General features: G+C 69.6%; 21 protein-coding genes. 9 read left to right on the top strand and 12 right to left on the bottom strand.

Annotation, left to right across the window (positions count from 1 at the left end; all coding sequences use genetic code 11):
• Positions 1-11 precede the first annotated feature (11 nt).
• The gene (locus tag JYK17_RS02000) at positions 12-2,468 is read left to right on the top strand and encodes a DNA gyrase/topoisomerase IV subunit A (RefSeq protein WP_108007248.1); all 2,457 of its coding nucleotides are present in this window, start codon (positions 12-14) and stop codon (positions 2,466-2,468) included.
• Here JYK17_RS02000 and JYK17_RS01995 read toward each other — a convergent pair.
• Positions 2,465-3,631, bottom strand: a complete 1,167-nt coding sequence (locus JYK17_RS01995) for a CobW family GTP-binding protein (RefSeq protein WP_222809631.1) — start codon at positions 3,629-3,631, stop codon at positions 2,465-2,467. The two genes, JYK17_RS02000 and JYK17_RS01995, sit on opposite strands and share 4 nt — an antisense overlap.
• A 335-nt stretch (positions 3,632-3,966) precedes the next feature.
• On the opposite strand from JYK17_RS01995, the gene JYK17_RS01990 reads away from it, so the two are divergent.
• Both JYK17_RS01990 and JYK17_RS01985 read left to right on the top strand, forming a co-directional pair.
• Entirely contained in the window at positions 3,967-4,503 is a 537-nt protein-coding gene (locus tag JYK17_RS01990) for a DUF6082 family protein (protein WP_219917649.1), read from the top strand.
• Between the two features lie 166 nt (positions 4,504-4,669).
• Positions 4,670-4,906 (top strand): hypothetical protein, encoded by a 237-nt coding sequence (locus JYK17_RS01985; RefSeq protein ID WP_108007254.1) that lies wholly within the window; start codon positions 4,670-4,672, stop codon positions 4,904-4,906.
• Positions 4,907-5,187: 281 nt separating this feature from the next.
• Here the strand turns inward: JYK17_RS01985 and JYK17_RS01980 are convergent, their stop codons facing one another.
• The gene (locus JYK17_RS01980) at positions 5,188-6,354 is read right to left on the bottom strand and encodes a citrate synthase/methylcitrate synthase (protein ID WP_222809630.1); all 1,167 of its coding nucleotides are present in this window, start codon (positions 6,352-6,354) and stop codon (positions 5,188-5,190) included.
• Positions 6,355-6,474: 120 nt separating this feature from the next.
• On the opposite strand from JYK17_RS01980, the gene JYK17_RS01975 reads away from it, so the two are divergent.
• The 4 genes from JYK17_RS01975 to JYK17_RS01960 all read left to right on the top strand — a co-directional run bounded on the left by JYK17_RS01975 (position 6,475) and on the right by JYK17_RS01960 (position 11,225).
• Positions 6,475-7,746, top strand: a complete 1,272-nt coding sequence (locus JYK17_RS01975; protein WP_108007258.1) for a citrate synthase — start codon at positions 6,475-6,477, stop codon at positions 7,744-7,746.
• Positions 7,747-7,834: 88 nt separating this feature from the next.
• Positions 7,835-8,776: a ferredoxin family protein gene (locus JYK17_RS01970; RefSeq protein WP_222809629.1), complete on the top strand. Its 942-nt coding sequence runs from the start codon at positions 7,835-7,837 to the stop codon at positions 8,774-8,776.
• 101 nt (positions 8,777-8,877) lie between these two features.
• Complete coding sequence (locus JYK17_RS01965; RefSeq protein WP_222809628.1) at positions 8,878-10,548, top strand: ATP-binding protein; 1,671 nt, start codon at positions 8,878-8,880, stop codon at positions 10,546-10,548.
• The gene (locus JYK17_RS01960; protein WP_222809627.1) at positions 10,545-11,225 is read left to right on the top strand and encodes a response regulator; all 681 of its coding nucleotides are present in this window, start codon (positions 10,545-10,547) and stop codon (positions 11,223-11,225) included. Before JYK17_RS01965 ends, JYK17_RS01960 begins: the two co-directional genes overlap by 4 nt.
• A 54-nt stretch (positions 11,226-11,279) precedes the next feature.
• Here the strand turns inward: JYK17_RS01960 and JYK17_RS01955 are convergent, their stop codons facing one another.
• From JYK17_RS01955 to JYK17_RS01945, 3 genes are all read right to left on the bottom strand, one after another.
• On the bottom strand, positions 11,280-12,341 hold the full coding sequence (locus tag JYK17_RS01955) for an ABC transporter substrate-binding protein (protein ID WP_108007266.1): 1,062 nt from the start codon (positions 12,339-12,341) through the stop codon (positions 11,280-11,282).
• Between the two features lie 92 nt (positions 12,342-12,433).
• A complete protein-coding gene (locus tag JYK17_RS01950; RefSeq protein WP_108007268.1) occupies positions 12,434-13,297 on the bottom strand; it encodes an ABC transporter permease in 864 nt (287 codons plus the stop codon).
• Positions 13,287-14,102, bottom strand: coding sequence for an ABC transporter ATP-binding protein (locus JYK17_RS01945; RefSeq protein WP_108007270.1), 816 nt, complete (start codon positions 14,100-14,102; stop codon positions 13,287-13,289). The genes JYK17_RS01950 and JYK17_RS01945 overlap by 11 nt, the downstream gene beginning before the upstream one ends.
• Before the next feature lie 163 nt (positions 14,103-14,265).
• On the opposite strand from JYK17_RS01945, the gene JYK17_RS01940 reads away from it, so the two are divergent.
• Positions 14,266-14,958: a response regulator gene (locus JYK17_RS01940; RefSeq protein ID WP_108007272.1), complete on the top strand. Its 693-nt coding sequence runs from the start codon at positions 14,266-14,268 to the stop codon at positions 14,956-14,958.
• A 121-nt stretch (positions 14,959-15,079) separates the two neighbouring features.
• On the opposite strand, the gene JYK17_RS01935 is transcribed toward JYK17_RS01940, so the two are convergent.
• The 6 genes from JYK17_RS01935 to JYK17_RS01910 all read right to left on the bottom strand — a co-directional run bounded on the left by JYK17_RS01935 (position 15,080) and on the right by JYK17_RS01910 (position 22,064).
• Positions 15,080-16,672 (bottom strand): monocarboxylic acid transporter, encoded by a 1,593-nt coding sequence (locus tag JYK17_RS01935; protein WP_108007274.1) that lies wholly within the window; start codon positions 16,670-16,672, stop codon positions 15,080-15,082.
• Positions 16,669-17,235, bottom strand: coding sequence for a DUF485 domain-containing protein (locus JYK17_RS01930; RefSeq protein WP_108007276.1), 567 nt, complete (start codon positions 17,233-17,235; stop codon positions 16,669-16,671). Before JYK17_RS01930 ends, JYK17_RS01935 begins: the two co-directional genes overlap by 4 nt.
• A gap of 69 nt (positions 17,236-17,304) precedes the next feature.
• On the bottom strand, positions 17,305-17,988 hold the full coding sequence (locus tag JYK17_RS01925) for a response regulator transcription factor (protein WP_108007278.1): 684 nt from the start codon (positions 17,986-17,988) through the stop codon (positions 17,305-17,307).
• Positions 17,985-19,136 carry a sensor histidine kinase gene (locus tag JYK17_RS01920; RefSeq protein ID WP_222809626.1) on the bottom strand — a complete coding sequence of 384 codons (1,152 nt, stop codon included), beginning with the start codon at positions 19,134-19,136 and terminating at the stop codon, positions 17,985-17,987. The genes JYK17_RS01925 and JYK17_RS01920 overlap by 4 nt, the downstream gene beginning before the upstream one ends.
• Entirely contained in the window at positions 19,133-19,657 is a 525-nt protein-coding gene (locus JYK17_RS01915; protein ID WP_108007282.1) for a CcdC protein domain-containing protein, read from the bottom strand. The genes JYK17_RS01920 and JYK17_RS01915 overlap by 4 nt, the downstream gene beginning before the upstream one ends.
• 283 nt (positions 19,658-19,940) lie before the next feature.
• Positions 19,941-22,064, bottom strand: coding sequence for a DNA gyrase/topoisomerase IV subunit B (locus tag JYK17_RS01910; protein WP_108007284.1), 2,124 nt, complete (start codon positions 22,062-22,064; stop codon positions 19,941-19,943).
• Between the two features lie 442 nt (positions 22,065-22,506).
• On the opposite strand from JYK17_RS01910, the gene JYK17_RS01905 reads away from it, so the two are divergent.
• On the top strand, positions 22,507-22,737 hold the full coding sequence (locus JYK17_RS01905; RefSeq protein WP_108007286.1) for a DUF7455 domain-containing protein: 231 nt from the start codon (positions 22,507-22,509) through the stop codon (positions 22,735-22,737).
• A 110-nt stretch (positions 22,738-22,847) separates the two neighbouring features.
• Here the strand turns inward: JYK17_RS01905 and JYK17_RS01900 are convergent, their stop codons facing one another.
• A complete protein-coding gene (locus tag JYK17_RS01900) occupies positions 22,848-23,771 on the bottom strand; it encodes a serine protease (RefSeq protein ID WP_222809625.1) in 924 nt (307 codons plus the stop codon).
• Between the last annotated feature and the right edge of the window lie 300 nt (positions 23,772-24,071).

Raw genomic sequence — 24,071 nt, 5'->3', positions numbered from 1 at the left:
AGCCGGCAGCGATGGCCCGCCGCAGCACGAAGACCCCGCCGCCCGACGACTCGTACGAGGAGCGGATCCTCGACATCGACGTCGTAGACGAGATGCAGGGCTCCTTCCTCGAGTACGCGTACTCGGTCATCTACTCCCGAGCCCTGCCCGACGCCCGGGACGGCCTCAAGCCGGTGCACCGGCGCATCGTCTACCAGATGAACGAGATGGGACTGCGCCCCGACCGCGGCTATGTGAAGTGCGCCCGCGTCGTCGGCGAGGTCATGGGCAAGTTGCACCCGCACGGCGACGCGTCGATCTACGACGCCCTGGTGCGCATGGCCCAGCCCTTCTCCATGCGCGTGCCGCTCGTGGACGGGCATGGCAACTTCGGCTCGCTGGGCAACGACGACCCGCCGGCCGCCATGCGGTACACGGAGTGCCGGCAGGCCGCCGCGACCAGCCTGATGACGGAGTCGATCGACGAGGACACGGTCGACTTCGCGCCCAACTACGACGGCCAGGAGCAGGAGCCGGTGGCCCTGCCCGCCGCCTTCCCGAACCTGCTGGTCAACGGCTCCTCGGGCATCGCCGTCGGCATGGCGACGAACATGCCGCCGCACAACCTCTCCGAGGTCGTCGCGGCGGCCCGCCACTTGATCCGCCACCCGAACGCGGATCTGGAAACCCTGATGAAGCTCGTCCCGGGCCCCGACCTGCCCACCGGCGGCCGCATCGTCGGCCTGTCCGGCATCCGCGACGCGTACGAGACGGGCCGCGGCACCTTCAAGATCCGCGCCACGGTCGAGATCGACAACGTGACCGCCCGCCGCAAGGGCCTGATCGTCACCGAACTGCCCTTCGCGGTCGGCCCCGAGAAGGTCATCGCCAAGATCAAGGACCTGGTCGGCTCGAAGAAGATCCAGGGCATCGCCGACGTCAAGGACCTCACCGACCGCGAGCACGGCCTGCGCCTGGTCATCGAGATCAAGAACGGCTTCGTGCCGGAGGCCGTCCTGGAGCAGCTGTACAAACTGACGCCGATGGAGGAGTCCTTCGGCATCAACAACGTCGCGCTGGTGGACGGCCAGCCGCTGACGCTCGGCCTCAAGGAGCTGCTGGAGGTCTACCTCGACCACCGCTTCGAGGTCGTGCGCCGCCGCAGCGAGTTCCGCCGCACCAAGCGCCGCGACCGGCTGCACCTGGTGGAGGGCCTGCTGACGGCGCTCGTCGACATCGACGAGGTCATCCGCCTGATCCGCTCCAGCGAGAACAGCGCGCAGGCCAAGGAGCGCCTGATGGAGCGCTTCTCCCTGTCGGACATCCAGACCCAGTACATCCTGGACACGCCGCTGCGCCGTCTGACCAAGTACGACCGCATCGAGCTGGAGTCGGAGAAGGACCGGCTGAACGCCGAGATCGCGGAGCTGACCCGGATCCTCGAGTCGGACCCGGAGCTGCGCAAGCTGGTCTCCACCGAACTGGCCGCGGTGGCCAAGAAGTTCGGCACCGAGCGGCGTACGGTCCTGCTGGAGACGTCCGGCTCCCCGGCCGCCACCGTGCCGCTGCAGGTCGCGGACGACCCGTGCCGGGTCCTGCTCTCCTCCACGGGCCTGCTGGCCCGCACGGCGAACGGCGAGCCCTTCCCGGAGGACGCCGGGGCCAGGCGCGTGAAGCACGACGTGATCATCTCGGCGGTCCCGGCCACGGCTCGCGGCGAGATCGGCGCGGTGACCTCCGCAGGCCGCCTCCTGCGCATCAACGTCGTGGACCTGCCGCAGCTCCCCGAGACGGCCTCGGCACCGAACCTCTCGGGCGGGGCGCCTCTTGCGGAGTTCGTCTCCCTGGAGGGCGACGAGACGGTGGTCTGCCTGATCACGCTCGACGAGTCCTCCCCCGGCCTCGCCCTCGGCACGGAACAGGGCGTGGTCAAGCGTGTGGTCCCCGACTACCCCAGCAACAAGGAGGAGTTGGAGGTCATCACCCTCAAGGAGGGCGACCGGATCGTCGGCGCGGTCGAGCTGCGCACCGGTGAGGAGGACCTGGTCTTCATCACCGACGACGCCCAACTGCTGCGCTACCAGGCCGCGCAGGTCCGCCCCCAGGGCCGTCCCGCGGGCGGCATGACGGGCATCAAGCTCACCGAGGGCGCGAAGGTCATCTCCTTCACGGCGGTGGACCCGGCGGCCGACGCGGTCGTGTTCACGGTCGCGGGCTCGCGCGGCACCCTCGACGACTCCGTCCAGACGACGGCCAAGCTGACCCCCTTCGACCAGTATCCGCGCAAGGGCCGCGCCACCGGCGGCGTCCGCTGCCAGCGCTTCCTCAAGGGTGAGGACTGCCTCTCCCTGGCCTGGGCGGGCGCGGTACCGGCCAAGGCGGCCCAGAAGAACGGCACTCCGGCGGAACTCCCTGACATCGATCCACGGCGCGACGGCTCGGGCGTGTCACTGCCGAAGACGGTGTCGGTGGTGGCGGGACCGGTCTAGACGTCGCCAGGACCGGGCTCGACGGAATCCCGCCCGTCCGTATCCCGAGGAGGCTCCTCGGGCCGAGGAGGCTCGTCGGGATCCGGCCCGTCCGGGTCCTGTACGAAGCGAAGGACGCCCCACATGCCGGAGATTCCGGCCTCGTCGTCGGTGTGTGGGGCCGGGGCGTCGCTCTTGCACGCCTCGAGCCTTTTGGCGAGGGCGGGCGCGTCGATGCCGGAGCCGATGAGGACGAGCTGCGTGAGGCGTGCGTCGCCCGCGTCACCGGGCCAGGGCTCGGGATAGAACCGCAGAAAGCGCCCCACGGCATGTACGGCGTACCGGTTCAGGACGTCGCACGCCCCGAAGTCGACGTACCCCTTGATCCGGTACAGCCCCTCGGGCCGGCTGTCGAGGAACTCCATCAACCGGCGCGGATCCATGGGTACTTCGGAGGTGAAGTCCAGGCTGTCGTACGTGGTGTGCAGGTGGTGTCGGTCGGCGTGGTGCCCGCTGCCGTTGCCGTGCTCATGCAGGTCGTCGAAGGACAGCTGCCCGACGCGCTCCTCGCTGGGCCGGCAGTCGAAGAGGAACTCGGGGTCGACCCGGCCGTAGAAGGCGGGAACGACCGCGGCACGGTCGACGAGGGAGCGGACGAGCCCGAGGAGCCGCTCGTGGTCCTCGGCTCTGTCGAGCTTGTTGACCACGACAAGGTCGGCGAACGCGAGATGCCGGTCGATCTCGGGGTGCTTGGCTCGCGTGTCGTCGAACTCGGCGGCGTCGACGACTTCGACGAGTCCGCCGTAGACGATGTTCGGAAGCTCGCTGGCGAGCACCATGCGCACGAGTTCCTGCGGCTCTGCGAGACCGCTCGCCTCGATGACGATGACGTCGATGCCGGTGGAGGGCCGGGCGAGCCGCTCCAGGTAACCGTCGAGTTCACTGACGTCGACGGCGCAGCACAGGCACCCGTTGCCGAGGGGGACGGTGGAGTCCCCGAGCGCGCCGGCGACGGCCATGGCGTCGATCTCGATGGCGCCGAAGTCGTTGACGACGGCGCCGATACGGCTGCCACCGCTGTGGTGGAGGAGGTGGTTGAGCAAGGTGGTCTTGCCGGAACCCAGGAATCCGGCGAGTACGACGACGGGGATCTGCCGGGAGCTGCTACGGCTCGGCTGACTCAACGTACGACCTCTTCCACGCTCTCTTCCACGCTTCCTCGTGCGCCGGATCGCGAGGGCGGCGCACGCGCGAGATGTGAATGCCGGACCAGGATACGAGCCGGAAACAATCACCGCTGAGTGAACGATTGTTAGCGGCATTTCCGGGGCATCCGTTGGGCAAGGCGCCGGAGTGTGCGACCCTCGCTTCCCTCCGTGCGCCGCCTCTCCGCCTCCCTGCCGATCAGAGCCGCTCGGCATCCTGGGAGACGGCAAGCGCCGCCCACCGCTCGCCGGTCCCCCAACAGTCGACCCGCACCCCGACGACCGGCGGACGGCCGTTTGATTCGGGGGTTGACATGTCCACACATGGAATGAGGGGGCTGAGTTCTGCTGCCGCGGCAGGACTGGCCTTCGTAGCGGGGGCTCTCGTGGCAGCGACTGCCCAGCGTCTACGCGAGGAGACGGCGCTGCTCGCCCGCCTCGAACAGATGCAGGAGGAGCAGCGCGAGCACCATCGGCGTGCCGACATGACGGACAAGCACCGGCTCCACTTCGACCTGTTGTGCAAGGCAGTTCAGGACCCTGACCTGGCAGCGGTGCTCGACACCTACGAGATGGAGATCAGCCCGGCGCAGTTGAAGCAGTACCTCTTCGCCAACGCCTTGTACGGCAACCTGCTGCACGCCTACCGCATGGGCACCGTGGACCTCGACGAAGCCCTCGGCCACATGCGCGGCATCTGTCAGAGCGCGATCTTCCGTGATTACTGGCAGGCCACACAGCACCACCGGGAAAGCCTGCCCAGCGATTCGCAGGAACGATTGCTCGCCCGGCATGTCGACGAGATCGTCGCGCGGGCCGACGACGAGAACGACCACTGGTGGGTCGCCTGAGCTTTCCGGCAGCACACTTTGCGCCAGGCGTCCCATTCGGGCCATCAGTACACCGCCTTGTGGCTGAAATTCTTCGTGTCTTCGCACGGTGATGATTACTTTTGGCGTGCGCCTTCGTGTCCTATGTGACACAAGCGCAACACAACTCACCCGAATGGAACCTTCGTTGAAGATCGTCCGCAGAATTGGCGTCCCTCCCACGGCCCGGGGGAGCATGTCAGGACAGACCTGTCCAGACATCTTTGAGCTCAGTGATGGAAATTTCGCCATTATCGGCACAGACGCCACGCAGTCCCTGGACGGGAATCTGCCCGCTGACGCCGCGCGAGCGGACTATGAGCGCATCGTGATCATCGACCGCCAGACCCTGGTTCGCGCCAAGAACGACATTCCCGACGCCTGACTGGCCGATCAAGGCCGAAAGTCGCTTCCGGCGCGAACGCACACAGTAGGACACAGGGGTCTCAGCAGGTCCCCACACCCCCTTTGACGGACGCCACAGCGTCCCGCCCCGCGTCCACGGGGCTTAGGAGGCCGTACAGACGGCCCGTTGGAACAGCTTCCGTGAGGTCCTCACCTGATCGGTGTCGGACCTCACAGTCGTTTCAGGACAACTTTCGGGCCCGGCGCCAAGAGCTATGCGGCGGCCCTCTTCGCTCGCAGAAACAGTCGCACGGCCTATGCTCAGGCAGCCCCGGGGACTGCTTGCGGGGCGGGCAACCCCACATACCGCGCCACCGGCCTGATGATCTTCCGGTCCTCCGCCTGCTCCAGGATGTTCGCGCTCCAGCCCACCACGCGGGCCGCCGCGAAGGTAGGGGTGAACATTTCGCGGGGCAGGCCGCACAGCTCCATGACGACGCCCGCGTAGAACTCGACGTTCGTGTGGAGTTCCCGCCCCGGCTTCAGTTCCGCCAGGATCTCCTCCACCCGCCGCTCGACCTCCACGGCGAACTCCACGCGCGGCCCCCCGAAGCCCTGCGCCACCTCGCGCAGCATGCGGGAGCGGGGGTCCTCGGTGCGGTAGACGGCGTGGCCGAAGCCCATGATGCGGTCGCCGGCGAGGACGCGTTCGCGGATCCAGGGGTCGATGCGGTCAGGGGTGCCGATCGCGTCCAGGGTGTCCAGCGCGCGGCTGGGCGCACCACCGTGCAGCGGACCCGACAGCGCCCCCACGGCCCCGACGAGACACGCGGCCACGTCCGCCCCCGTCGACGCGATGACGCGCGCCGTGAAGGTTGATGCATTGAAACCGTGATCAATGGTTGAGATCAAGTACTGCTCGACAGCCCGGGCCCGCGCCGCGTCCGGTTCCGAACCCGTCAACATGTACAGGTAGTTGGCCGCGTAGGACAGGTCGTCCCGCGGCTCCACGGGATCAAGTCCCCGGCCCAGCCGGTGCAGCGCCGTGAGCAGGGTCGGTACGGCCGCGGCGGCCGCAACGGTGTCCCGGCGCCGCTCGCTCGCGTCGATGTCGTACACCGGACGGAACCCCTTCGCCGCACCGAGCAGCGACAACGCGGTCCGCATCCCGGCCAGCGGCCCGGACCCGCCGCTCGCCGCCGCGATCGCGGGCAGCACCGCCCGCACCTCGTCCGGCAGCCTCCGCAGTGCCGCCGTACGGGAGGCGAACTCCGCGCGCTGCGCCGCGTCCGGCAGGTCGCCGTGAACCAGGAGATGCCAGACGTCCTCGAAACCGCGGGTCTGCGCGAGTTCGACGGCCGAGTACTGGCGGTAGTGGTAGAAGCCCTCGAGCCCCCTGACGTCGCCGATCTCGGTGTCGGTGACCACGACACCGGCGAGCCCACGCGGCACATTGATGGTGGCCGCGGCTGACCTGTTGACGGACATGTTTCCTCCCTGAACTTGATTCGACTGTCCATGCTTGACTATTTCTCTGTCAATATTGATTGAATCAATGTCCATCAACGCGCCCTGTCCATGCATCGCTGTGCCGCTACGGTGACCCTCATGCGCGACCAAGAGCCCCCCTCCCCTCACGCCGACCAGCGGCTGACCACCAAGGAAGCCGCCGAACTGCTGGGCGTGAAACCCGAGACCGTGTACGCGTACGTGAGCCGCGGTCAGCTCACCAGTCGGCGGGTGCCCGGCGGTCGGGGCAGCACCTTCGACGCCCAGGAAGTGGAGGCGCTCGCGAGGCGCAACAGGCGTGAGAGCAGCGGGAGTTCGGCCTCCGGAGGCGAGTTGTCCGTCCGGACCCGGATCACCCTGATCGAGCCGGACGCGTACTACTTCCGGGGTGTCGACGCCACCGAACTGGCCGCTCGCCACACCTACGAAGAGGTCGCCGAGTGGCTGTGGACCGGTCAGTTGCGCCCCGGCGTCACGTTCACCGCACCGGAGGCCTCCGTCACCGCCGCCCGCCGGGCCGTCGACGCACTGCCCGAACACACGGGCCCCACCGACCGGTTGCGGGTCGCGGCGATCGCCGCCGCGGTGGCGGACCCGTTGCGTTTCGACCTCTCCGAAGACGCCGTCCTCGGCACCGCGCGCGCCCTGATTCCCACCCTGGTCGCCGCCCTGCCGACGCGCCGTGGCCGCCGAAGCGGCGACGGTCCGCTGGCCCAGCGCCTGTGGGCGCGGCTGAGCGGCCGGGACGCCGACGAGGACTCGCTGCGCGTACTGGACACGGCTCTCGCCCTCCTCGTCGACCACGACCTCGCCGCCTCGACCCTCGCGGTGCGCGTCGCCGCCTCGGCACGGGCTCACGCCTACGCGGCCGTATCCGCCGGGCTCGGCGTGCTGGAGGGACCGCTGCACGGCGCCGCCAGCGGGCTCGCCCACCGGCTGCTGCTCGACGTACTCGACGAGGGCGACGCGGCCCCCGTGATCGCGGAGGAGCTGCGGGCGGGCCGTCGCATCCCGGGGCTGGGCCACCGGCTCTACCCCGGCGAGGACCCACGCGCGCGTGCCCTGTTCGGCCTCCTGGAGGGGATCCCCCGCGCCGCTCCCGCCCTCGCGGCGGCCCGCGACATCGTGGCCACCACGGCCCGGCACACTCCGCTGCACGCCAACGTCGACCTGGCCCTGGCCGTGTTCACCGCCTCCGCCGGCATGCCCGCCACGGCCGGCGAGACGATCTTCGCCGTGGCCCGTACAGCGGGCTGGATCGCCCATGCGCTGGAGGAGTACGGCGAGCGCCCGCTGCGCATGCGGCCGAGCGGACACTACGTGGGCCCCAGGCCGCCGCAGCCTCTGCCGGAGCCCCAGCCGCTGCCGTAGCCCCAGCCGCTGCCGCTGCCGCTGCCGTAGCGGGACACGAGGACGGCCGGGGAGTCGCGTCGAGCCGAGTCAGGTTAGGCTCACCTGTGTGAGTACGTGCTCAACCGCCTCCCAGGCGCTCGACGAGCCGATCGCGGGCACCGCCGCCACCGCGCGGACCTGGCTGCTGCTGGAGCAGCCGGGCCCCTGGGGCGCCAAGGCGCTCACGTCGAGCCACCTCGATCCCGCACTCGGCCGTGCGCTGGAGGCGGCCGCGAAGGGAACCGGCGTACGGATCGCACTGATCCGCCGCCCCGGACGGCACGCCGACTGCGGTACGCCCGCCGCCCGGCAGGTCTACGCGGCCCACACCGACCCCGGCGGCGCATGGCTGCACTCCGCCACGGCCGACGATCCCCGGGCACTGCTCGACCTGGACTTCGCCGCGCTCGGCAGGGGCGAGCACCGGAGTTTCGACGCGGTGCTCGGTGCCCGGCCGCACTCCGGCGGGCCGCTGGCCCTCGTCTGCACGAACGGCAAGCGGGACCGCTGCTGCGCGCTGCTGGGCCGTCCGCTCGCGGCCCAGCTCGCCGCGTCCGAGGTGGAGGGCGTCTGGGAGGTCACTCATCTGGGTGGCCATCGCTTCTCGCCCACCGTGCTCGTCCTGCCGTACGGATACGCGTACGGCCGTGCCGAGGCCCACGCCGTCAAGGAGGTCCTGCACGGCGTCCGGGAGGGGCGGGTCGTGGTGGAGGGCTGCCGCGGGAGCTCCGCCTGGGAGCGGCCCGGCCAGGCGGCCGAGCTGGCCGTACGGACGGCGGTCGGCGAGTACGCGGTGGATGCTCTGCGCGTCGAGGCGACGAGCGGGTCCGCACCACGCTGGCGGGTCACCGTCGCCCACGCGGACGGACGCCGCTGGAGCGTCGATGTCGCCCAGGGCGCGTCCCTTCCGCCCCGCCCGGAGAGCTGCGGGACCTCGGCCCTGGGCTCGCCCGCGCGCATGGAGGTCCTGGCGGTGCACGAGCTGAGGGCCTCCGCGCTCGCCGGTTGACGCGGTCGATCAAGGCTTGACCTGCACGACTCAGCATTGATCAAGAGATCCATGCCACACCCCCTACGGCGGTCCCGGCACGTCCACGTACCGTCTTGGGTATGAGCCCCACTCCCCCCGCACGCCGTCGGCGCCTCGGTCTGCCGAAGCGGGTGTTCTCGCAGGTACTGCTGATGCAGGTGGTGATCGCCGCCGGGGTCGCCGTGCTCGCGACGGGACTGTTCCTCGCCCCGCTGAGCAAGCAGCTGGACCAGGAGGCGATGCGCCGCGCGCTGGCCATCGCCGAGACCACGGCCGCGGACCCGCAGATCGCCAAGGGCCTGCTCACCACCCCGCCGACCAAAACCGGCCCGGTGCAGAAGGAGGCCGAGCGGATCCGGCGGGCCACGCGCGCCGAGTACATCGTGGTGCTGGACCGCAACTGGGTGCGCTGGTCGCACCCGACCACGTCGCAGATAGGGCACATCGTGTCCACGGACCCCAGCGACGCCCTGGCCGGCAAGCAGGTCATGGAGATAGACAAGGGCACCCTCGGCCGCTCGGCCCGCGGCAAGGTGCCTCTCAGGGACTCCCGCGGCAGGATCATCGGGGCGGTGTCGGTCGGGATCAAGTACGACAGTGTGCGGGCCGAGCTCATCGGCGCGATCCCCGAGCTGCTCGCCTACGCCGGCGGCGCCCTGGCGGTCGGTGCGCTGGCCGCCTGGCTGATCTCGCGACGGGTCCAGCGGCAGACCCGCGACCTGGCCTTCTCGGACATCTCGGCGCTGCTCGCGGAGCGCGAGGCGATGCTGCACGGCATCCGCGAGGGTGTCGTCGCACTGGACCGCTCGGGCCGCATCCGCCTCCTCAACGACGAGGCGCACCGCCTGCTCAGCATCGACGACGAGGCCATCGGCCGGTCCCCCGAGGAGGCGCTCGGCGCGGGTCGCACGGCCGACATCCTGGGCGGCCGGGTGACCGGCACCGACCTGCTCACCGTCCGCGGTCAGCGCGTCCTGATCGCCAACCGCATGCCCACCGACGACGGCGGCGCGGTGGCCACCCTGCGCGACCGCACCGAGTTGGAGCAGTTGGGCCGGGAACTCGACTCGACGCGCGGTCTGATCGACGCCCTGCGCGCCCAGGACCACGAGCACGCCAACCGCATGCACACACTCCTCGGGCTGCTCGAACTCGAGATGTACGACGACGCCGTGGACTTCGTCGGAGAGGTGGTCGGCGACCACCGTGCCACCGCGGAGCAGGTCACGGAGAAGATCCAGGACCCGCTGCTCGCCGCGCTCCTCGTCGGCAAGGCGACGGTCGCGGCGGAGCGCGGCGTCGCCCTGTGGGTCTCGGACCGGACGCGGCTGCCCGACCGGCTGATCGATCCCCGCGGGCTCGTGACCGTCGTCGGGAACCTGGTGGACAACGCGCTCGACGCGGTCGCCGGAACCCTGCACGCGCGCGTGGAGATCGAGTTGCGCGCCGAAGGACGTACGGCCGTGCTCAGAGTGCGCGACACGGGGCCCGGAATCCCCGCGGAGCAGCGGGAGTTGGTTTTCGCCGACGGATGGTCCACCAAGAAGCAGCCGGCCCACCGCAAGCGCGGCATCGGGCTCTCGCTGGTGCGCAGGCTCGCCGAGCGGCAGGGCGGCACCGCGTCGGTGGGCGAGGCGCACGGCGGCGGCGCGGAGTTCACCGTCGTCCTGCCGGAGGCGCTGACCGAGCCGGCACCGGAGCCCGCCCTGACCGCGCCCGTGGAGACGTCGGTCGAGGAGGAGTCGCGATGATCGAGGTCCTGGTTGTGGACGACGACACCAGGGTCGCGGCCGTCAACGCGGCCTACGTCGAGAAGGTGGAGGGCTTCCACGTCGCCGGCGAGGCGCACAGCGCCGCCGGGGCACTGTGTCAGCTGGAGTCGCTGCCCCACCTCGACCTGGTCCTCATGGACCACTATCTGCCGGACGAGACGGGCCTGGCGGTGGTCCGGGAGATGCGCCGCCGCGGTCACCAGACCGACGTGATCATGGTGACGGCGGCCCGGGACGTGGCGACCGTGCAGGCGGCGATGCGGCACGGGGCGCTGCAGTACCTGGTCAAGCCGTTCGCCTTCGCGGGCCTGCGCACCAAGCTGGAGGCGTACGCGAAGCTCCGGCGCACGCTCGACGGCGGCGGCGAGGCGGAGCAGGCGGAGGTGGACCGCATCTTCGGCGCGCTGTCCGCCTCCTCGGAGCCGGGGCTGCCCAAGGGCCACTCCCCCACCACCGCGGAGCTGGTACGCCGGTCCCTGATGAACGCCGAAGGCCCGCTGTCGGCCCACGAGATCGCCGAGCGGACCGGGGTGAGCCGCCAGACCGCCCAGCGCTATCTGAAGCTCCTGGAGCGCACGGGCAGGGCCCGGCTCACCCTGAAATACGGCGACGCGGGCCGCCCTGAACACCGTTACGTGTGGGCGACCCGCGCCTGAGGGCACGGCCCGTGGGGGCGGGGGAAGGGGCCGTGCCCCCTCGTAGATACGGACTCAGCCCTTGGCCTTCTCCGCGAACTCCGTGGTGAATGTCTTACTGAGGTCCACCTTGGCGTTCTTGATGTTCGGGTTGAACGCCTTGAGCACCTTCTCGACGGTCTCGGGACCGTTCTTGGGCATCACTCCGTCGTCCGTGAACATCGGCAGCGTGCTCTCGATGGCGGCGGCGTAGAGGAGCTTGTTGCCCTGCGAGTAGTCGGCGGGCATCTTGTCGGCGATCTGCGCCGAGCTGTGGGTGGACATCCACTTGAGCGTCTTGACGAATGCATTGACCAGCTTCTGGACGGTGTCCTTGTGACCGTTGACCCAGTCCGTCTGCATGTACAGGCTTGACGACGGGTACGGGCCGCCGAGCGCCTGCTGGGACCCCTCCGGGGTCCGCATGTCGAGCAGGACCTTGCCCTCCTTCTTGTCCAGGATCGTGGCGACGGTCGGGTCCGTCGTCATTCCGGCGTCGATGGAGCCCTTCTGGAGCGCGGAGATGAAGGTCTGTCCCGCTCCGACGGCGACCGGTGTGAACTCGTTGACGTTCACCCCGTTCTTGACGGCGAGGTACTTGCTGAGGAAGTCGGTCGAGGACCCGAGACCGGTGATACCGAGCTTCTTGCCCTTGAAGTCCTTGGGCGACTTGATGTCACCGGCCGCCTTCTTGGAGACGATCTCCACCTCACCGGGCGCCTGCGAGAACTGCACGACCGACTCCACGGACTTGCCCTTGGTCTGCAGGTCGAGCGTGTGGTCGTAGAAGCCGACGGCCCCCTGGACCTGGCCCGAGACGAGCGCGGTCTCGGCCTGCACGCCGGCCGGCTCGCTCAGCAGTTCCACGTCGAGGCCCTCGGCGTCGAAGTAGCCGAGCCGCTGGGTGAGCATCGCGGGCATGTAGATGACCTTGTCCAGGCCGCCCACCATGATCTTGACCTTCGTCCCCTTGCCGTCCCCCTTGCCGCCCGAGCCGGTGGAGGTGGTGCTCGCCGCGTCGTTGGCGCAGGCGGTGAGGGAGGAGACGGCGAGCAGACCGGCAGCGGCCAGAGTGCTGTATCTGACGGACTTGCGCATGACGTTCACGTCCTTGTGAGAGGGCGGTGCGGGGAGAAGTGGAGGGGCTGTGGGGCGGGGTGGACCGCGGGGTGAGGAGAACTGCCCGGTGGTCAGCTTCCGGAACTCGCCGGCTTCCAGCGGAAGATGCGGCGCTCGGCGAACGTCAGCAGCCCTTCGGCGGCCAGAGCCACGACGGCGAGGATGACCATCGCCGCGTACACGCCGGCCGTGTTGAAGGTGCCCTGCGACTGCGCGATGAGCAGGCCGACGCCCTTGGTGGCGCCGATGTACTCGCCGACGATGGCGCCGATGAGGGCGAAGCCGAAGCTGACATGGAGGCTGGTGAAGATCCACGAGGTGGCGGAAGGGATGACCACCTGGAGCGTCACCCGCCGGTCGCTGGCACCGAGGATCCGGGCGTTGGCGACCAGGTTGCGGTCGACCTCGCGGGCGCCCTGGAAGGCGTTGAAGAAGACGGGGAAGAAGACCAGGACGACGGCCGACGCGACCTTCGAGGCCGGACCGAGCCCGAACCAGATCACAAAGATCGGGGCAAGGACGATCCTGGGGATCGAGTTGAGCACCTTGATGTATGGACCAAGGACATCGGCGAGGAAGACGATCCGCCCGAGGACGATGCCGGCCACGACACCGGCGATCACACCGAAGACCCAGCCGAGCAGCGCCTCGTAGAGCGTGTACCAGATCTGCTCGCCCAGGGATCCGATGGCGGTCCCGTGCGTCAACCACGTCCAGATCTGGTCCCAGATCTTCGAGGGCATCGAGAAGTTGAACGGATCGATGGCCTTGGTGCGCGAGAGCACCTCCCACAGGCCGAGGACCGCGACCAGGAGCAGCACCCGCGCGACCGTGACGACGATTCTGCGTTTACGGGCGGCACGCGCGCGTGACTGCGAGCGGTCCGGTGTCTTGGCCGTGTCGACGACCGGCGTACTGAGCACCTCAGGCGACATTGGCGGCACCCCTCTCGCGGGTGATCCGGACCTCTTCGCCCAGGGACTCCCAGATCTCGCGGTAGATCTCGATGAAGCGCGGCTCGAGGCGCACGGACTCGACCTTGCGCGGCCGCGGCAGGTCGATGTCGAAGACCTGCTTGACGGTGGCGGGACCGGCGGTCATCACGACGACCTTGTCGGCCAGCGCGATCGACTCCTCCAGGTCATGGGTGACGAACACGACCGAGGCGCCCGTGCCCGCCCACAGCTCCAGCAGCTCGTCCGACATCAGCGCCCTGGTCTGCACGTCGAGCGCCGAGAACGGCTCGTCCATCAGCAGGATCTCGGGATCGTTGACGAAGGTCGCGGCGAGCGCCACGCGCTTGCGCTGACCGCCGGAGAGCTGGTGCGGGTAGCGGTCCTCGAAGGCCGACAGGCCGACGCGGGCCAGCCACTCGCGCGCCTTCTCCTTGGCCTCCGCCTTGGGCACACCGCGAAATCGCGGGCCCGCCATGACATTGGACAGGACCGTGCGCCAGGGGAAGGTGGCGTCCTGCTGGAAGACGAAACCGACCTTGTCACCGACGCCGTTGACCGGCTCCCCGGCGACCAGAACGTCGCCCTCGGTGGGCTCCTCCAACCCGCTGACCAGCGTCAACGTGGTCGACTTCCCGCAGCCCGTGGGACCGACGACCGCCACGAACTCGCCCCGCCCGACCGTGAGGTCCAGCTCCCTGACGGCCGTGTGCAGACCCCCCGACGGGGTCTTGAAGATCTTGCTCGCGCCCCGTAGCTGGATGGCGGGGCTTGTGTCTGCGCTCATGGCCGGGGACGGTAGATGTGGGCCGGGCCACAGCAGCAGCCTTGTGGGCACATGCCGTTCTTTTGCTTGCAACAGCCTGTTGTGCTCGTTTTGCTCGCGCTAGAACTGCGGAGCCGATACACCGGCGAAAAACGTTCGCCAGGCCTTGACAGAAAGAGGCCCGATGATTGACGTCCTGGTCGTGGACGACGATTTCCGCGTCGCTGAGATCAACGCCAAGTACGTGGGAAAGGTTCCCGGCTTCCGGGTGGCCGACCGGGCGCACAACGCTGCCCAGGCGCTGAGCAGCGTGCAGCGCGGGGGCATCGATCTGGTGCTGCTCGACCACTACCTGCCCGACCAGACGGGTCTCGAACTCGTCCACCGCATGCGCGAACAGGGCCACGGCACGGACGTCATCATGATCACCGCGGCGAGCGACGTGGGGACCGTACAGGCGGCGATGCGCCTCGGCGCACTGCACTACCTGGTCAAGCCGTTCACCTTCGCCGCGCTGCGCACCCGCCTCGACTCCTACGCCGCCCTGCGCCGCACCGTCGACCGGGTCGGCGGCCGCGGCATCGCCGGCCAGGACCAGGTGGACCGCATCTTCGGAGCCCTGCGCACCTCTCCGACGCCGTCGGCACCGGGCCTGCCCAGCGGCCACTCGGAACCGACGAGCGACCTGATCTGCCACGTACTGCACCAGGCCGACCACCCGCTCTCGGCCCACGAAGTGGCCGCGGAGACGGGCCTCAGCCGCTCCACGGCCCAGCGCTACCTGCGCAACCTCGAACAGGCCGGCCGCCTCCGCCTCACCCTCAAGTACGGCGACACGGGAAGACCCGAGCATCTGTACGCATGGGTGGCGCCGTAGTTCCGCCGAGGTTCCTTGTGCCGAAGTTCCGCCGTCGCTCCTCGCACGGCCGTCGCTCCTCGCACGGCAGTCGTTCCTCGCACGGCAGTCGTTCCTCGTACGACGGTGACAGCGGCGGTTTTTACGCGGCTCCCGCCCCCGTCAGCGACCGCACCTCGGTCTCCGCGTGCTTGGCCTCGTCGGGGACCTCGCCGGAGGTGACGGTGCCGAGCCAGCCCGCGAGGAAGCCCATCGGGATCGACACGAGACCGGGGTTCTGGAGCGGGAAGTACTGGAAGTCCACGCCCGGGAACAGCGATTCCGGGCTGCCCGAGACCACTGGCGACAGGACGACGAGGACCAGCGCGGGGATCAGCCCGCCATAGACGGCCCACACCGCGCCGCGCGTGGTGAAGCCGCGCCAGAACAGCGAGTAGAGCAGCGCCGGGAGGTTCGCCGACGCGGCGACCGCGAAGGCCAGGCCGACCAGGAAGGCGACGTTGAGATCGCGGGCCAGCAGCCCGAGGGCGATCGCGACCACGCCGATGCCGACGGACGCGACCCGCGCCACGGCCACCTCGCTGCGCGGCTTCGCGTGCCCGCGCCGCAGGGACGCATACAGGTCGTGAGCCACGGACGCCGAGGAGGCGAGCGTGATGCCGGCGACCACCGCGAGGATCGTGGCGAAGGCGACGGCGGCGACGACCGCGAAAAGAATCGTTCCACCCGTGGAGTTCGCACCGCCGCCCACATCGAGGGCGAGGAGTGGGACCGCCGTGTTGCCTGCCGCGTTCGACCCTCTGATCGCCTCCGGTCCCACGATCGCGGCCGCGCCGAGGCCGAGGACGATCGTCATCAGGTAGAAGCCGCCGATGAGCCCGATCGACCAGAGCGCCGAGCGTCGCGCGGCCCGGGCGGTGGGCACGGTGTAGAAGCGGGACAGGATGTGCGGCAGCCCCGCCGTGCCCAGCACCAGGGCAAGACCGAGACTGATGAAGTCGAAGCGGGCGGTCCAGTCCCCGCCGTACTTCAGGCCCGGCGTCAGGAACGCGTCCCCGTGACCGCTGCGCCCGGCCGCCGTCAGCAGCAACCGGTCGAAGTCGCCGTGGAACCGCAGCAGGACGAGCACGGTCAGCACGATCGTGCCGGCCAGCAGCAGGACCGCCTTGACGATCTGGATCCAGGTGGTGGCCCGCATCCCGCCCAGCGACACATAGATCACCATGAGCGCGCCGACGCCGATGACGGTCCAGGCCCGCGCGGCCGGGCTCGTCCCTCCGAGCAGCAGCGCGACCAGGCTTCCCGCCCCCACCATCTGCGCCACCAGATACAGAACGGACACGGTGACCGAGGACGTTCCCGCCGCGATCCGCACGGGCCGCTCGCTCATCCGCGCCGCCACGACGTCGGCCAGCGTGAACCGCCCGCAGTTGCGCACCAGTTCGGCGACGAGGAACAGCACGACCAGCCAGGCGACCAGGAAGCCCACCACATACAGCAGCCCGTCGTACCCGAACAGCGCGATGAGCCCTGTGACTCCCAGAAAGGAGGCCGCCGACATGTAGTCGCCCGCGATGGCAAAACCATTTTCCATCGGGGAGAAGAGACGCCCGCCCGCGTAGAACTCCTCCGCGGATCCATGCCGGTTGCGGCTCACCCATGTCGTGATCGCCAGCGTGACGGCGATGAACGCGCTGAACAGGATCAGCGCCAGTGTCTGATGGTTGCCCGTCACGCCACACCACCCTGCGCCCCGCGCGTCAACTCCTGTGTGTCCCACCGCAGTTCGAGGGCGGCCCGGTCCCTGCGCAGCCGCGCGTGCCGTGCGTAGGCCCAGGCGAACAGGAACGTCGTCAGGAACTGCCCGAGCCCGGCCAGCATCGCCACGTTCACGGCGCCCGCCACGGGCCGCGCCATCAGCCCCGGTGCGGTGGTGGCCGCCACGACGTACCCCACGTACCAGCTGAGGAAGACGACGACCCCCGGCACCACGAACCTGCGATAAGTGCTGCGCACTTCCCGGAACGCCGCACTGCGCTGCACCTCCAGGTAGACATCGACCACTGCCTCGTCGCCACCCTCCCTGCGCGCGGGAGCGATCCCGGGTCCGGGGACGGGAACCTGTCCGCCGGGGCCGTCCGACTCGCCCCACCCGGAGGCGAGAGCGTCGTACCACGGGTCCTCGTACCTCACGCTCCCGGGTTCCTCGGCAGGGGACGGAACGTGATCCTCACGGTGGTCGGCCGAACCATCGGCGCCACCCCCGTCAGCGCGGGGCCGGCCGTTGCTTGACTGCATGCCCAAGGATGGACAGAACGGGAAGATCCGTGACTCTTCTTCCCCTCGCTCTTCACCCCATCAGGTGACTCATTGCGCGGGTGGCCGCGCGAGCCCCTTCGCGTACGCGTACCGCACCGCCTGCGCACGGTCCTTGAGCCCCGTCTTGGCGAAGAGGTTGTTGATGTGGGTCTTCACCGTCGCCGTCGAGACATGCAGCTTGCGGGCGATCTCCTGGTTGCTGAACCCCTCGGCGATCAGCAGCAGCACCTCGGTCTCGCGCGTGGTGAGCCCGTCCGGCGCCTCGGTCACCGCCACCGGCTGCGGCTCGGGACCGGACAGCCGCTCCAGCAGCCGGCGTTGGATGCTCGGCGACAGCCCCGCGTCCCCGGACAGCACGCTCTGCACGGCCCGTACGATCTCGTCCCCGCCCGCATCCTTGGTGAGATAGCCCCGCGCCCCCGCCCGCAGAGCCGGGAACAGGGAGTCGTCGTCCGCGTAGGTCGTGAGCACCACGACCTGCGTGCCGGGGTGCTCGGCACGGATCCGCCGGGTCGCCTCCACACCGTCGCAGCGCGGCATGCGCAGGTCCATCAGCACGACGTCCGGGGCGAGTTCGGCGACGAGCCGCACCGCCTCAAACCCGTCCCCCGCGGCGCCGACCACCTCGATCCCGGGCAGCAGGCCCAGCAGCATCACGATGCCCTCACGCACCACCGTCTGATCGTCCGCGACCACCACACGCGCAGGCCTGCCCTCGACCCCATCGGTCATACGGGCACCTTCAATGTCACCGCGAACCCCTCCTTGTCCCGCCCTGCCTCCAGCGAGCCGCCGAGCAGCTCGGCCCTCTCGCGCATGCCCAGCAGACCGTACCCGCCGCCCGCTTCGGTGAGCTCGCCCGGTGAACCTCCGAAGTCCCGCACGTCCAGCGTCACTTGCCGCTCGCTGTAGTCGAGCCGCACCTGCACTTTCGCCCCCGGCGCATGCTTGCGGACGTTCGTCAGGGCCTCCTGGGCGACCCTGCGCACCGCCTGAGAAGCCTCGGCCGGCAGCTTCCTGCGCTCACCCGTAATGGTGACCTCCGCACCCGCCGTCGTATCGACGAGCTGCGCGAGGAAGTCCTCCAGCGGGGTCATGTCGCCGCGCAGTGCGGAGAGTGCCTGCCGCGTCTCGTCGAGGCCGTCGCGTGCCATGCCGCGTGCCGCCACCACCCGGTTCAGGATCTGCTCGCGGTCGGCGCCGCGCTCGATCAGCAGCCTGGCCGCCTCCAGGTGCACGAGCTGCGCGGAGAGGCTGTGCGCGAGCACGTCGTGGATCTCCCGCGCGATCCGGGCCCGTTCCGCCAGCGCAGCCGACTCCGCCTCGGCGGCCCGCGCGGCCCGCTCCTGGGCGAGCAGTCTCTGCGCCTGGCCACGCGCCTCGGCGTCGAGCCGCAGCACATAGCCGGCCAGGGCGAGACCCGCCGTGGTGGCCGCCGTGGTCAGCCACACGTCGTTGTTCACCGCCGCGTACGAGGACAGGGCGACGGCGGCTGTCGGCAGGGCGACCGCCAGCGGCAGTCGCTCGAGAGCGGAGACGGCGCAGGCGCACCACAGGACGAAGGCGGGCCCCTGGAATCCCCCGGCCTGGGCCGACACGGCCAGTCCCAGCAACAGGAGCATGCACGCCAGGGAGGGCCACAGCCTGTGCTGCAGCGTGGTGCGGTAGAAGGCCCAGCCTAGAAATGCGGCCAGAACCACCCCGGCACCACCGGCGACCGCCACCCAGCCGTGGACCCGGTTGCCGTGGAAGGCGGCCCACAGCAGAAACCCCAGGGCCGCCAGCCTCACGACCCAGGCGATCACGCGCCGGGGTCGTGATGTGCCTGCTTTCCCGAGCGCCTCCCGCGAGGGCCAGCGCGTCCAGACGTTCTCCGTCACACACGCTCCTTCCGTGCGGGGCGGGCCTTGTGGTCACCGTACGCCGTGGTGGAACCCGCAGCCGGGGCGATGGACTGGGCCCGCCACATCAGGAGTCCCGAGCGGACCAGGAGGGTGGCGGCGAGGGCGAGGAGCAGGGCGGCGCTGTCCTGGTGGACGCCGACGGCGGCACCGAGCGCGTAGAGACCGGCGCGCAGGGCGATGCCGACGATCCAGACGGTGACGCTCGCCTTGGTGCTCTTGCTCCACACCGAGCCGTCCGGCTGCGCCCATATCCGGGTGGTCCAGGCCCAGCCGGCACCCGTGGCGAGGCCTATGAGCAGCTCGACGCCGAGCAGCACGATCGATGTGGTGTGGTGATGGGGGTCGACGATGCCGGGTTGGCGCAGCGCGAGAACGGCGATGACCGCGGGCACGAGCCACCAGCGCTTCCCGGTGCCGATCTGCTGTGCGCGGAACTGCCGGACGATCACCAGGACGACCACGGCCACGATCACCAACGCGTTGACGAGCCCGGACATCAATGCCTCCGTGAGCGAAGAAGGGAGCCGCGACAGCGACTGCTGCCCGACGCCTTCGACGCTACGGAGATCCGCAGGTCAGCAGATCGGCGCTGGGGTGGATCGTGGGTGGATCCGTAAACGCCCGCCGGCTCCACCCGTGGGTGGAGCCGCCGTACGACATCGCTGGTGGCGACCGGACGAACTCCCGCTCGGACCGGACGCGGCGGCTACGTGCCGATGCGGGGCCGATCTCGAACGCAGCGGCTACGTGTCAGTGCGGGGCCGATCCCGAACGCAGCGGCTACGCGTCGATGCGGGAGCGGTCCAGCGTCGCCGCCGAGCTGGAGATGAACTCCTTGCGCGGAGCCACGTCGTTGCCCATCAGCAGATCGAAGACCGTCTCGGCGGAGTCCAGGTCGGAGAGGTTGATCCGGCGCAGGGTGCGGTGGCGCGGGTCCATCGTCGTCTCGGCCAGCTGGTCGGCGTCCATCTCGCCGAGGCCCTTGTAGCGCTGGATGGAGTCCTTGTACCGGATGCCCTTGCTCTCGAACTCCAGCAGTTTGTCGCGCAGTTCCCGGTCCGAGTACGTGTAGACGTACTTGTCCTGGCCCTTCTTCGGCTGGACGATCTCGATGCGGTGCAGCGGCGGCACCGCGGCGAAGACCCGGCCCGCCTCGACCATGGGCCGCATGTAGCGGTGGAAGAGCGTCAGCAGCAGGGTCCGGATGTGGGAGCCGTCGACATCGGCATCCGTCATCATGATGATCTTGCCGTAGCGGGCGGCGTCGATGTCGAACGTACGGCCCGAGCCGGCTCCTATGACCTGGATGATCGCGCCGCACTCGGCGTTCTTGAGCATGTCGGTCACGGACGACTTCTGGACGTTGAGGATCTTGCCGCGGATGGGCAGCAGCGCCTGGAACTCGGAGTTCCGGGCGAGCTTGGCCGTGCCGAGCGCGGAGTCCCCCTCCACGATGAACAGCTCGCTGCGGTCCACGTCGTCGCTGCGGCAGTCCGCGAGCTTGGCCGGCAGCGACGAGGACTCCAGAGCCGTCTTCCGACGCTGGGCGTCCTTGTGCTGGCGGGCCGCGATGCGCGTGCGCGCGGCGGCGACGGCCTTCTCCATGACCACGCGCGCCTGTGCGGCGGCGTCCCTCTTGGTGGAGGTCAGGAACGCCTTGAGTTCCTTGGCGACCACCGTGTTCACGATGCGCCGGGCCGCCGAGGTGCCGAGGACCTCCTTGGTCTGGCCTTCGAACTGCGGCTCGGCCAGGCGCACGGTGACGACCGCCGTGAGGCCCTCGAGGGCGTCGTCCTTGACGACGTCGTCCTCGGCGACGCGCAGCAGCTTCTTGGCGCGCAGCACCTCGTTGATCGTGCTGGTCACGGCCGTCTCGAAGCCCGCGACGTGGGTGCCTCCCTTGGGGGTGGCGATGATGTTCACGAACGACCTCAGGGTCGTGTCGTACCCCGTGCCCCAGCGCATCGCGACATCGACGTCGAGCTCCCGGGTGACCTGGGTGGGCGTCATCTGCCCGTGCTCGTCGAGGACAGGGACCGTCTCCCGGAAGGTGCCCTGGCCGGACAGGCGCAGGACGTCGCAGACCGGCTTGTCGCTCGCCAGGTACTCGCAGAACTCGCTGATGCCGCCGTCGAAGCGGAACGACTCCTCGCCCTTGCTGCCGCCCTCGCCGAGGCCGAGCTCGTCACGGACGACGATGGTCAGGCCGGGCACCAGGAAGGCGGTCTGGCGAGCGCGCTGGTGCAGCGTCTCCAGGGAGAGCTTGGCGTCCTTGAGGAAGATCTGTCGGTCGGCCCAGTAGCGCACGCGCGTGCCGCTGCGGGTCTTGGGGATCTTCTTGGTCTTGCGCAGGCCGCTGCCGGCCTCGAACTTGGCGTCGGGGCCGCTCGTGGCGAAGGCGCCCGGTACACCGCGCCGGAAGCTGATCGCGTGGGTGTGGCCGCCGCGGTCCACCTCGACGTCCAGGCGGGCCGACAGGGCGTTCACCACGGAGGCGCCGACGCCGTGCAGACCGCCGGAGGCGGCGTACGAGCCGCCGCCGAACTTGCCGCCGGCGTGCAGCTTGGTCATGACGACCTCGACGCCGGACAGGCCCGTCTTCGGCTCGACGTCGACCGGGATGCCCCGGCCGTTGTCCCGTACGTCCACCGAGCCGTCGTCGTGGAGGATCACATCGATGTGATCGCAGTAGCCCCCCAGGGCCTCGTCCACGGAGTTGTCGATGATTTCCCACAGGCAGTGCATCAGGCCGCGACTGTCGGTCGACCCGATGTACATGCCCGGACGCTTCCGCACGGCCTCGAGCCCCTCGAGGACGAGCAGGTGCCGCGCGGTGTAGTTGGAACCGTCCCGGTCTGCTCCTGCCAGCAGCGCTGTGGACGGCACGGACGTTTCGGCGGTCACGCGGTTCGCTCCTCGCTGAATTTCAGGTGAGGCCCTGGTGGGTAAGGGCCCGGCTTCGGTTGCCGTCAAGAGGGTACCGAGGCCTGGTAGAGCCGTTGTAACGCCACCCTCGGCTGAAGTAGAGCGTAGCCCAGTGTCGCATACGTGTTCGATCCCTCGATGGGGTGAAGTACATATCACGTTCCCTTCCAGGCATGAACCATTTAGGCTCCGGGCACGTCCTCATGAACAACCGGCAACCCAGCCGGAGGACCAGACATTGACAGACCGCGCGAACCCGTAAGACACGACTGACACGCAATACGGCACATTCGCCGCCAACCGGCAGCAGACAGCCGGCCTCGAAAGATTTTTTCGAGGAAAAGCCCGGGGCGGGAACGTTTTAGGGCTGGTTGGATGTTGACCCTGGTACGACAGCTCGTCGAGCTAGAGAAGAGGCGACGTGACTACTGTTCTGACCCCCGCGAGCCCGCTGACGGCCGCTGATCGGTGCGACCGCTGCGGCGCGCAGGCCTACGTACGTGTGGTCCTGCTCAGCGGCGGAGAGCTGCTCTTCTGCGCCCACCACGGGCGCAAGTTCGAGCCGGAACTCAAGAAGATCGCCGCTGAGATACAGGACGAGACGGAGCGGCTCACGTCCGTTCCGGCGACCACAGCAGACGAAGAGCGCTGAGACCTCGCATCAACGACGAGCCAGCTCCGGCACAGGCCGGTCGACGGGCGGCGCGTCCCCTGCTCACAGGGACCGCGCCGCCCGCGCTCGTCACCGGCGAAGGATGACGCTCAGGCTCCTCCGCCCGTCCCGCGCGGCCCGCCCGCCCAGGCATCGAGATGCCGCGCCCGTACGACCTCAGAGACGCGCGTGTAGACACCGGGACTGCCGGCTCGACCGCAGCCACTCCCCCACGACACGAGCCCGATCAGCTTCCCCTTGGCCACCAGGGGACCGCCACTGTCCCCCTGACAGGCGTCATGGCCCCCTCCGGCCTCTCCGGCGCACAGCATGCTCCGGGCGACGTAGACGCCCTCCGCACCGCCCGGGTACGCCTCCTGGCACCGGGCGTCGGACAGCACGTGCAGCCGCGTCGCTCGCAGACTGTGCGCATAGTCTCCACCGCCCGTGAGATCCCCCCACCCCGAGACCATGGCGCTCGTGCCCGGCTTGTACGCAGGATCACCGGAGGCCGCCATCTCGATGACCGAGCTCTGCGGCAGCGACACCGCGAGAGTCAGCAACGCGAAGTCCTCGGCGTTGCTGCTGCTGTCGTAGTCCGGATTCACCCGGACCGCACGCACCGGGATCTCCTGGCCGCGGTTCGAGAGCAGATCCGTGCGGTTCGAGATGACCTTGAGGTCGCGCACGCTCTTCGCCGACGTGCCGAGGACGTCCTCCCCCATGCAGTGAGCCGCGGTGAGCACGGTCGTACGGCCGATGACCACACCTCCGCAGAACTGCCCCGCCCGCGTACCCCCGAACCGGTCACGACTCGACAGCGCCACCGTCCAGGGACTCTCGGACACATCGATCGGAAAGCTCCCTATGACGACGCTGCCGGCGGGCGCTGCGGAGGCAGGGGACAGCGCGGAAAGCGCGCCAGTGGTGGAAGACGTGGGAGACGTGGGAGACATGGAAAGCAACGGTAATGCGGTCGCGGCGGCCGCAAGCACCAGCGGCCGCACCAGCGCCCGAACAAAGGATCGACGCATGCAGGCTCCTCACTCTGGGGTGGTGATCACAGACCCAGCGTGATTCAGTCCGGCGGGGGGCGCATTCGCGGGGTGGTGGGGGAAGGGGTGGTTTCCAGCGAAAGGAGCTGGCGAATGGCGTCGTGGGAGCGCGGCTTGAGGGTGGTTACGCAGTACGGAGGGGTGAGCGCTGTGCCTGGCCTGCCTAGGCGCAGGGGCAGGGGCAGGGAGGGGCGCAGCGCGTGAAATAGCGCGCTGCGAGGTGCCTCGCCTCGCCCGACAGCCCACCACCTCGGTCTGCCCGCGGCGTACCTCCCGGCG

Origin of the sequence: Streptomyces plumbidurans, from assembly GCF_019857225.1 — a bacterium.
In the GTDB taxonomy this organism is placed as follows: domain Bacteria; phylum Actinomycetota; class Actinomycetes; order Streptomycetales; family Streptomycetaceae; genus Streptomyces; species Streptomyces plumbidurans.
The sequence above is the reverse complement of the archived record's forward strand: the minus strand, read 5'-3'. Positions and strand labels throughout refer to the sequence as shown.

Bases quoted from the DNA above. Each gene is read 5' to 3' on its own strand.
- JYK17_RS01965 (WP_222809628.1), top strand. From the start codon at position 8,878: ATGAGCCCCACTCCCCCCGCACGCCGTCGGCGCCTCGGTCTGCCGAAG.
- JYK17_RS01960 (WP_222809627.1), top strand. From the start codon at position 10,545: ATGATCGAGGTCCTGGTTGTGGACGACGACACCAGGGTCGCGGCCGTC.
- JYK17_RS01945 (WP_108007270.1), bottom strand. From the start codon at position 14,102: ATGAGCGCAGACACAAGCCCCGCCATCCAGCTACGGGGCGCGAGCAAG.
- JYK17_RS01925 (WP_108007278.1), bottom strand. From the start codon at position 17,988: ATGACCGATGGGGTCGAGGGCAGGCCTGCGCGTGTGGTGGTCGCGGAC.
- JYK17_RS01975 (WP_108007258.1), top strand. From the start codon at position 6,475: ATGCGCGACCAAGAGCCCCCCTCCCCTCACGCCGACCAGCGGCTGACC.
- JYK17_RS01940 (WP_108007272.1), top strand. From the start codon at position 14,266: ATGATTGACGTCCTGGTCGTGGACGACGATTTCCGCGTCGCTGAGATC.
- JYK17_RS01930 (WP_108007276.1), bottom strand. From the start codon at position 17,235: ATGCAGTCAAGCAACGGCCGGCCCCGCGCTGACGGGGGTGGCGCCGAT.
- JYK17_RS01990 (WP_219917649.1), top strand. From the start codon at position 3,967: ATGTCCACACATGGAATGAGGGGGCTGAGTTCTGCTGCCGCGGCAGGA.
- JYK17_RS01950 (WP_108007268.1), bottom strand. From the start codon at position 13,297: ATGTCGCCTGAGGTGCTCAGTACGCCGGTCGTCGACACGGCCAAGACA.
- JYK17_RS01980 (WP_222809630.1), bottom strand. From the start codon at position 6,354: ATGTCCGTCAACAGGTCAGCCGCGGCCACCATCAATGTGCCGCGTGGG.
- JYK17_RS01915 (WP_108007282.1), bottom strand. From the start codon at position 19,657: ATGTCCGGGCTCGTCAACGCGTTGGTGATCGTGGCCGTGGTCGTCCTG.
- JYK17_RS02000 (WP_108007248.1), top strand. From the start codon at position 12: ATGGCCCGCCGCAGCACGAAGACCCCGCCGCCCGACGACTCGTACGAG.
- JYK17_RS01900 (WP_222809625.1), bottom strand. From the start codon at position 23,771: ATGCGTCGATCCTTTGTTCGGGCGCTGGTGCGGCCGCTGGTGCTTGCG.
- JYK17_RS01955 (WP_108007266.1), bottom strand. From the start codon at position 12,341: ATGCGCAAGTCCGTCAGATACAGCACTCTGGCCGCTGCCGGTCTGCTC.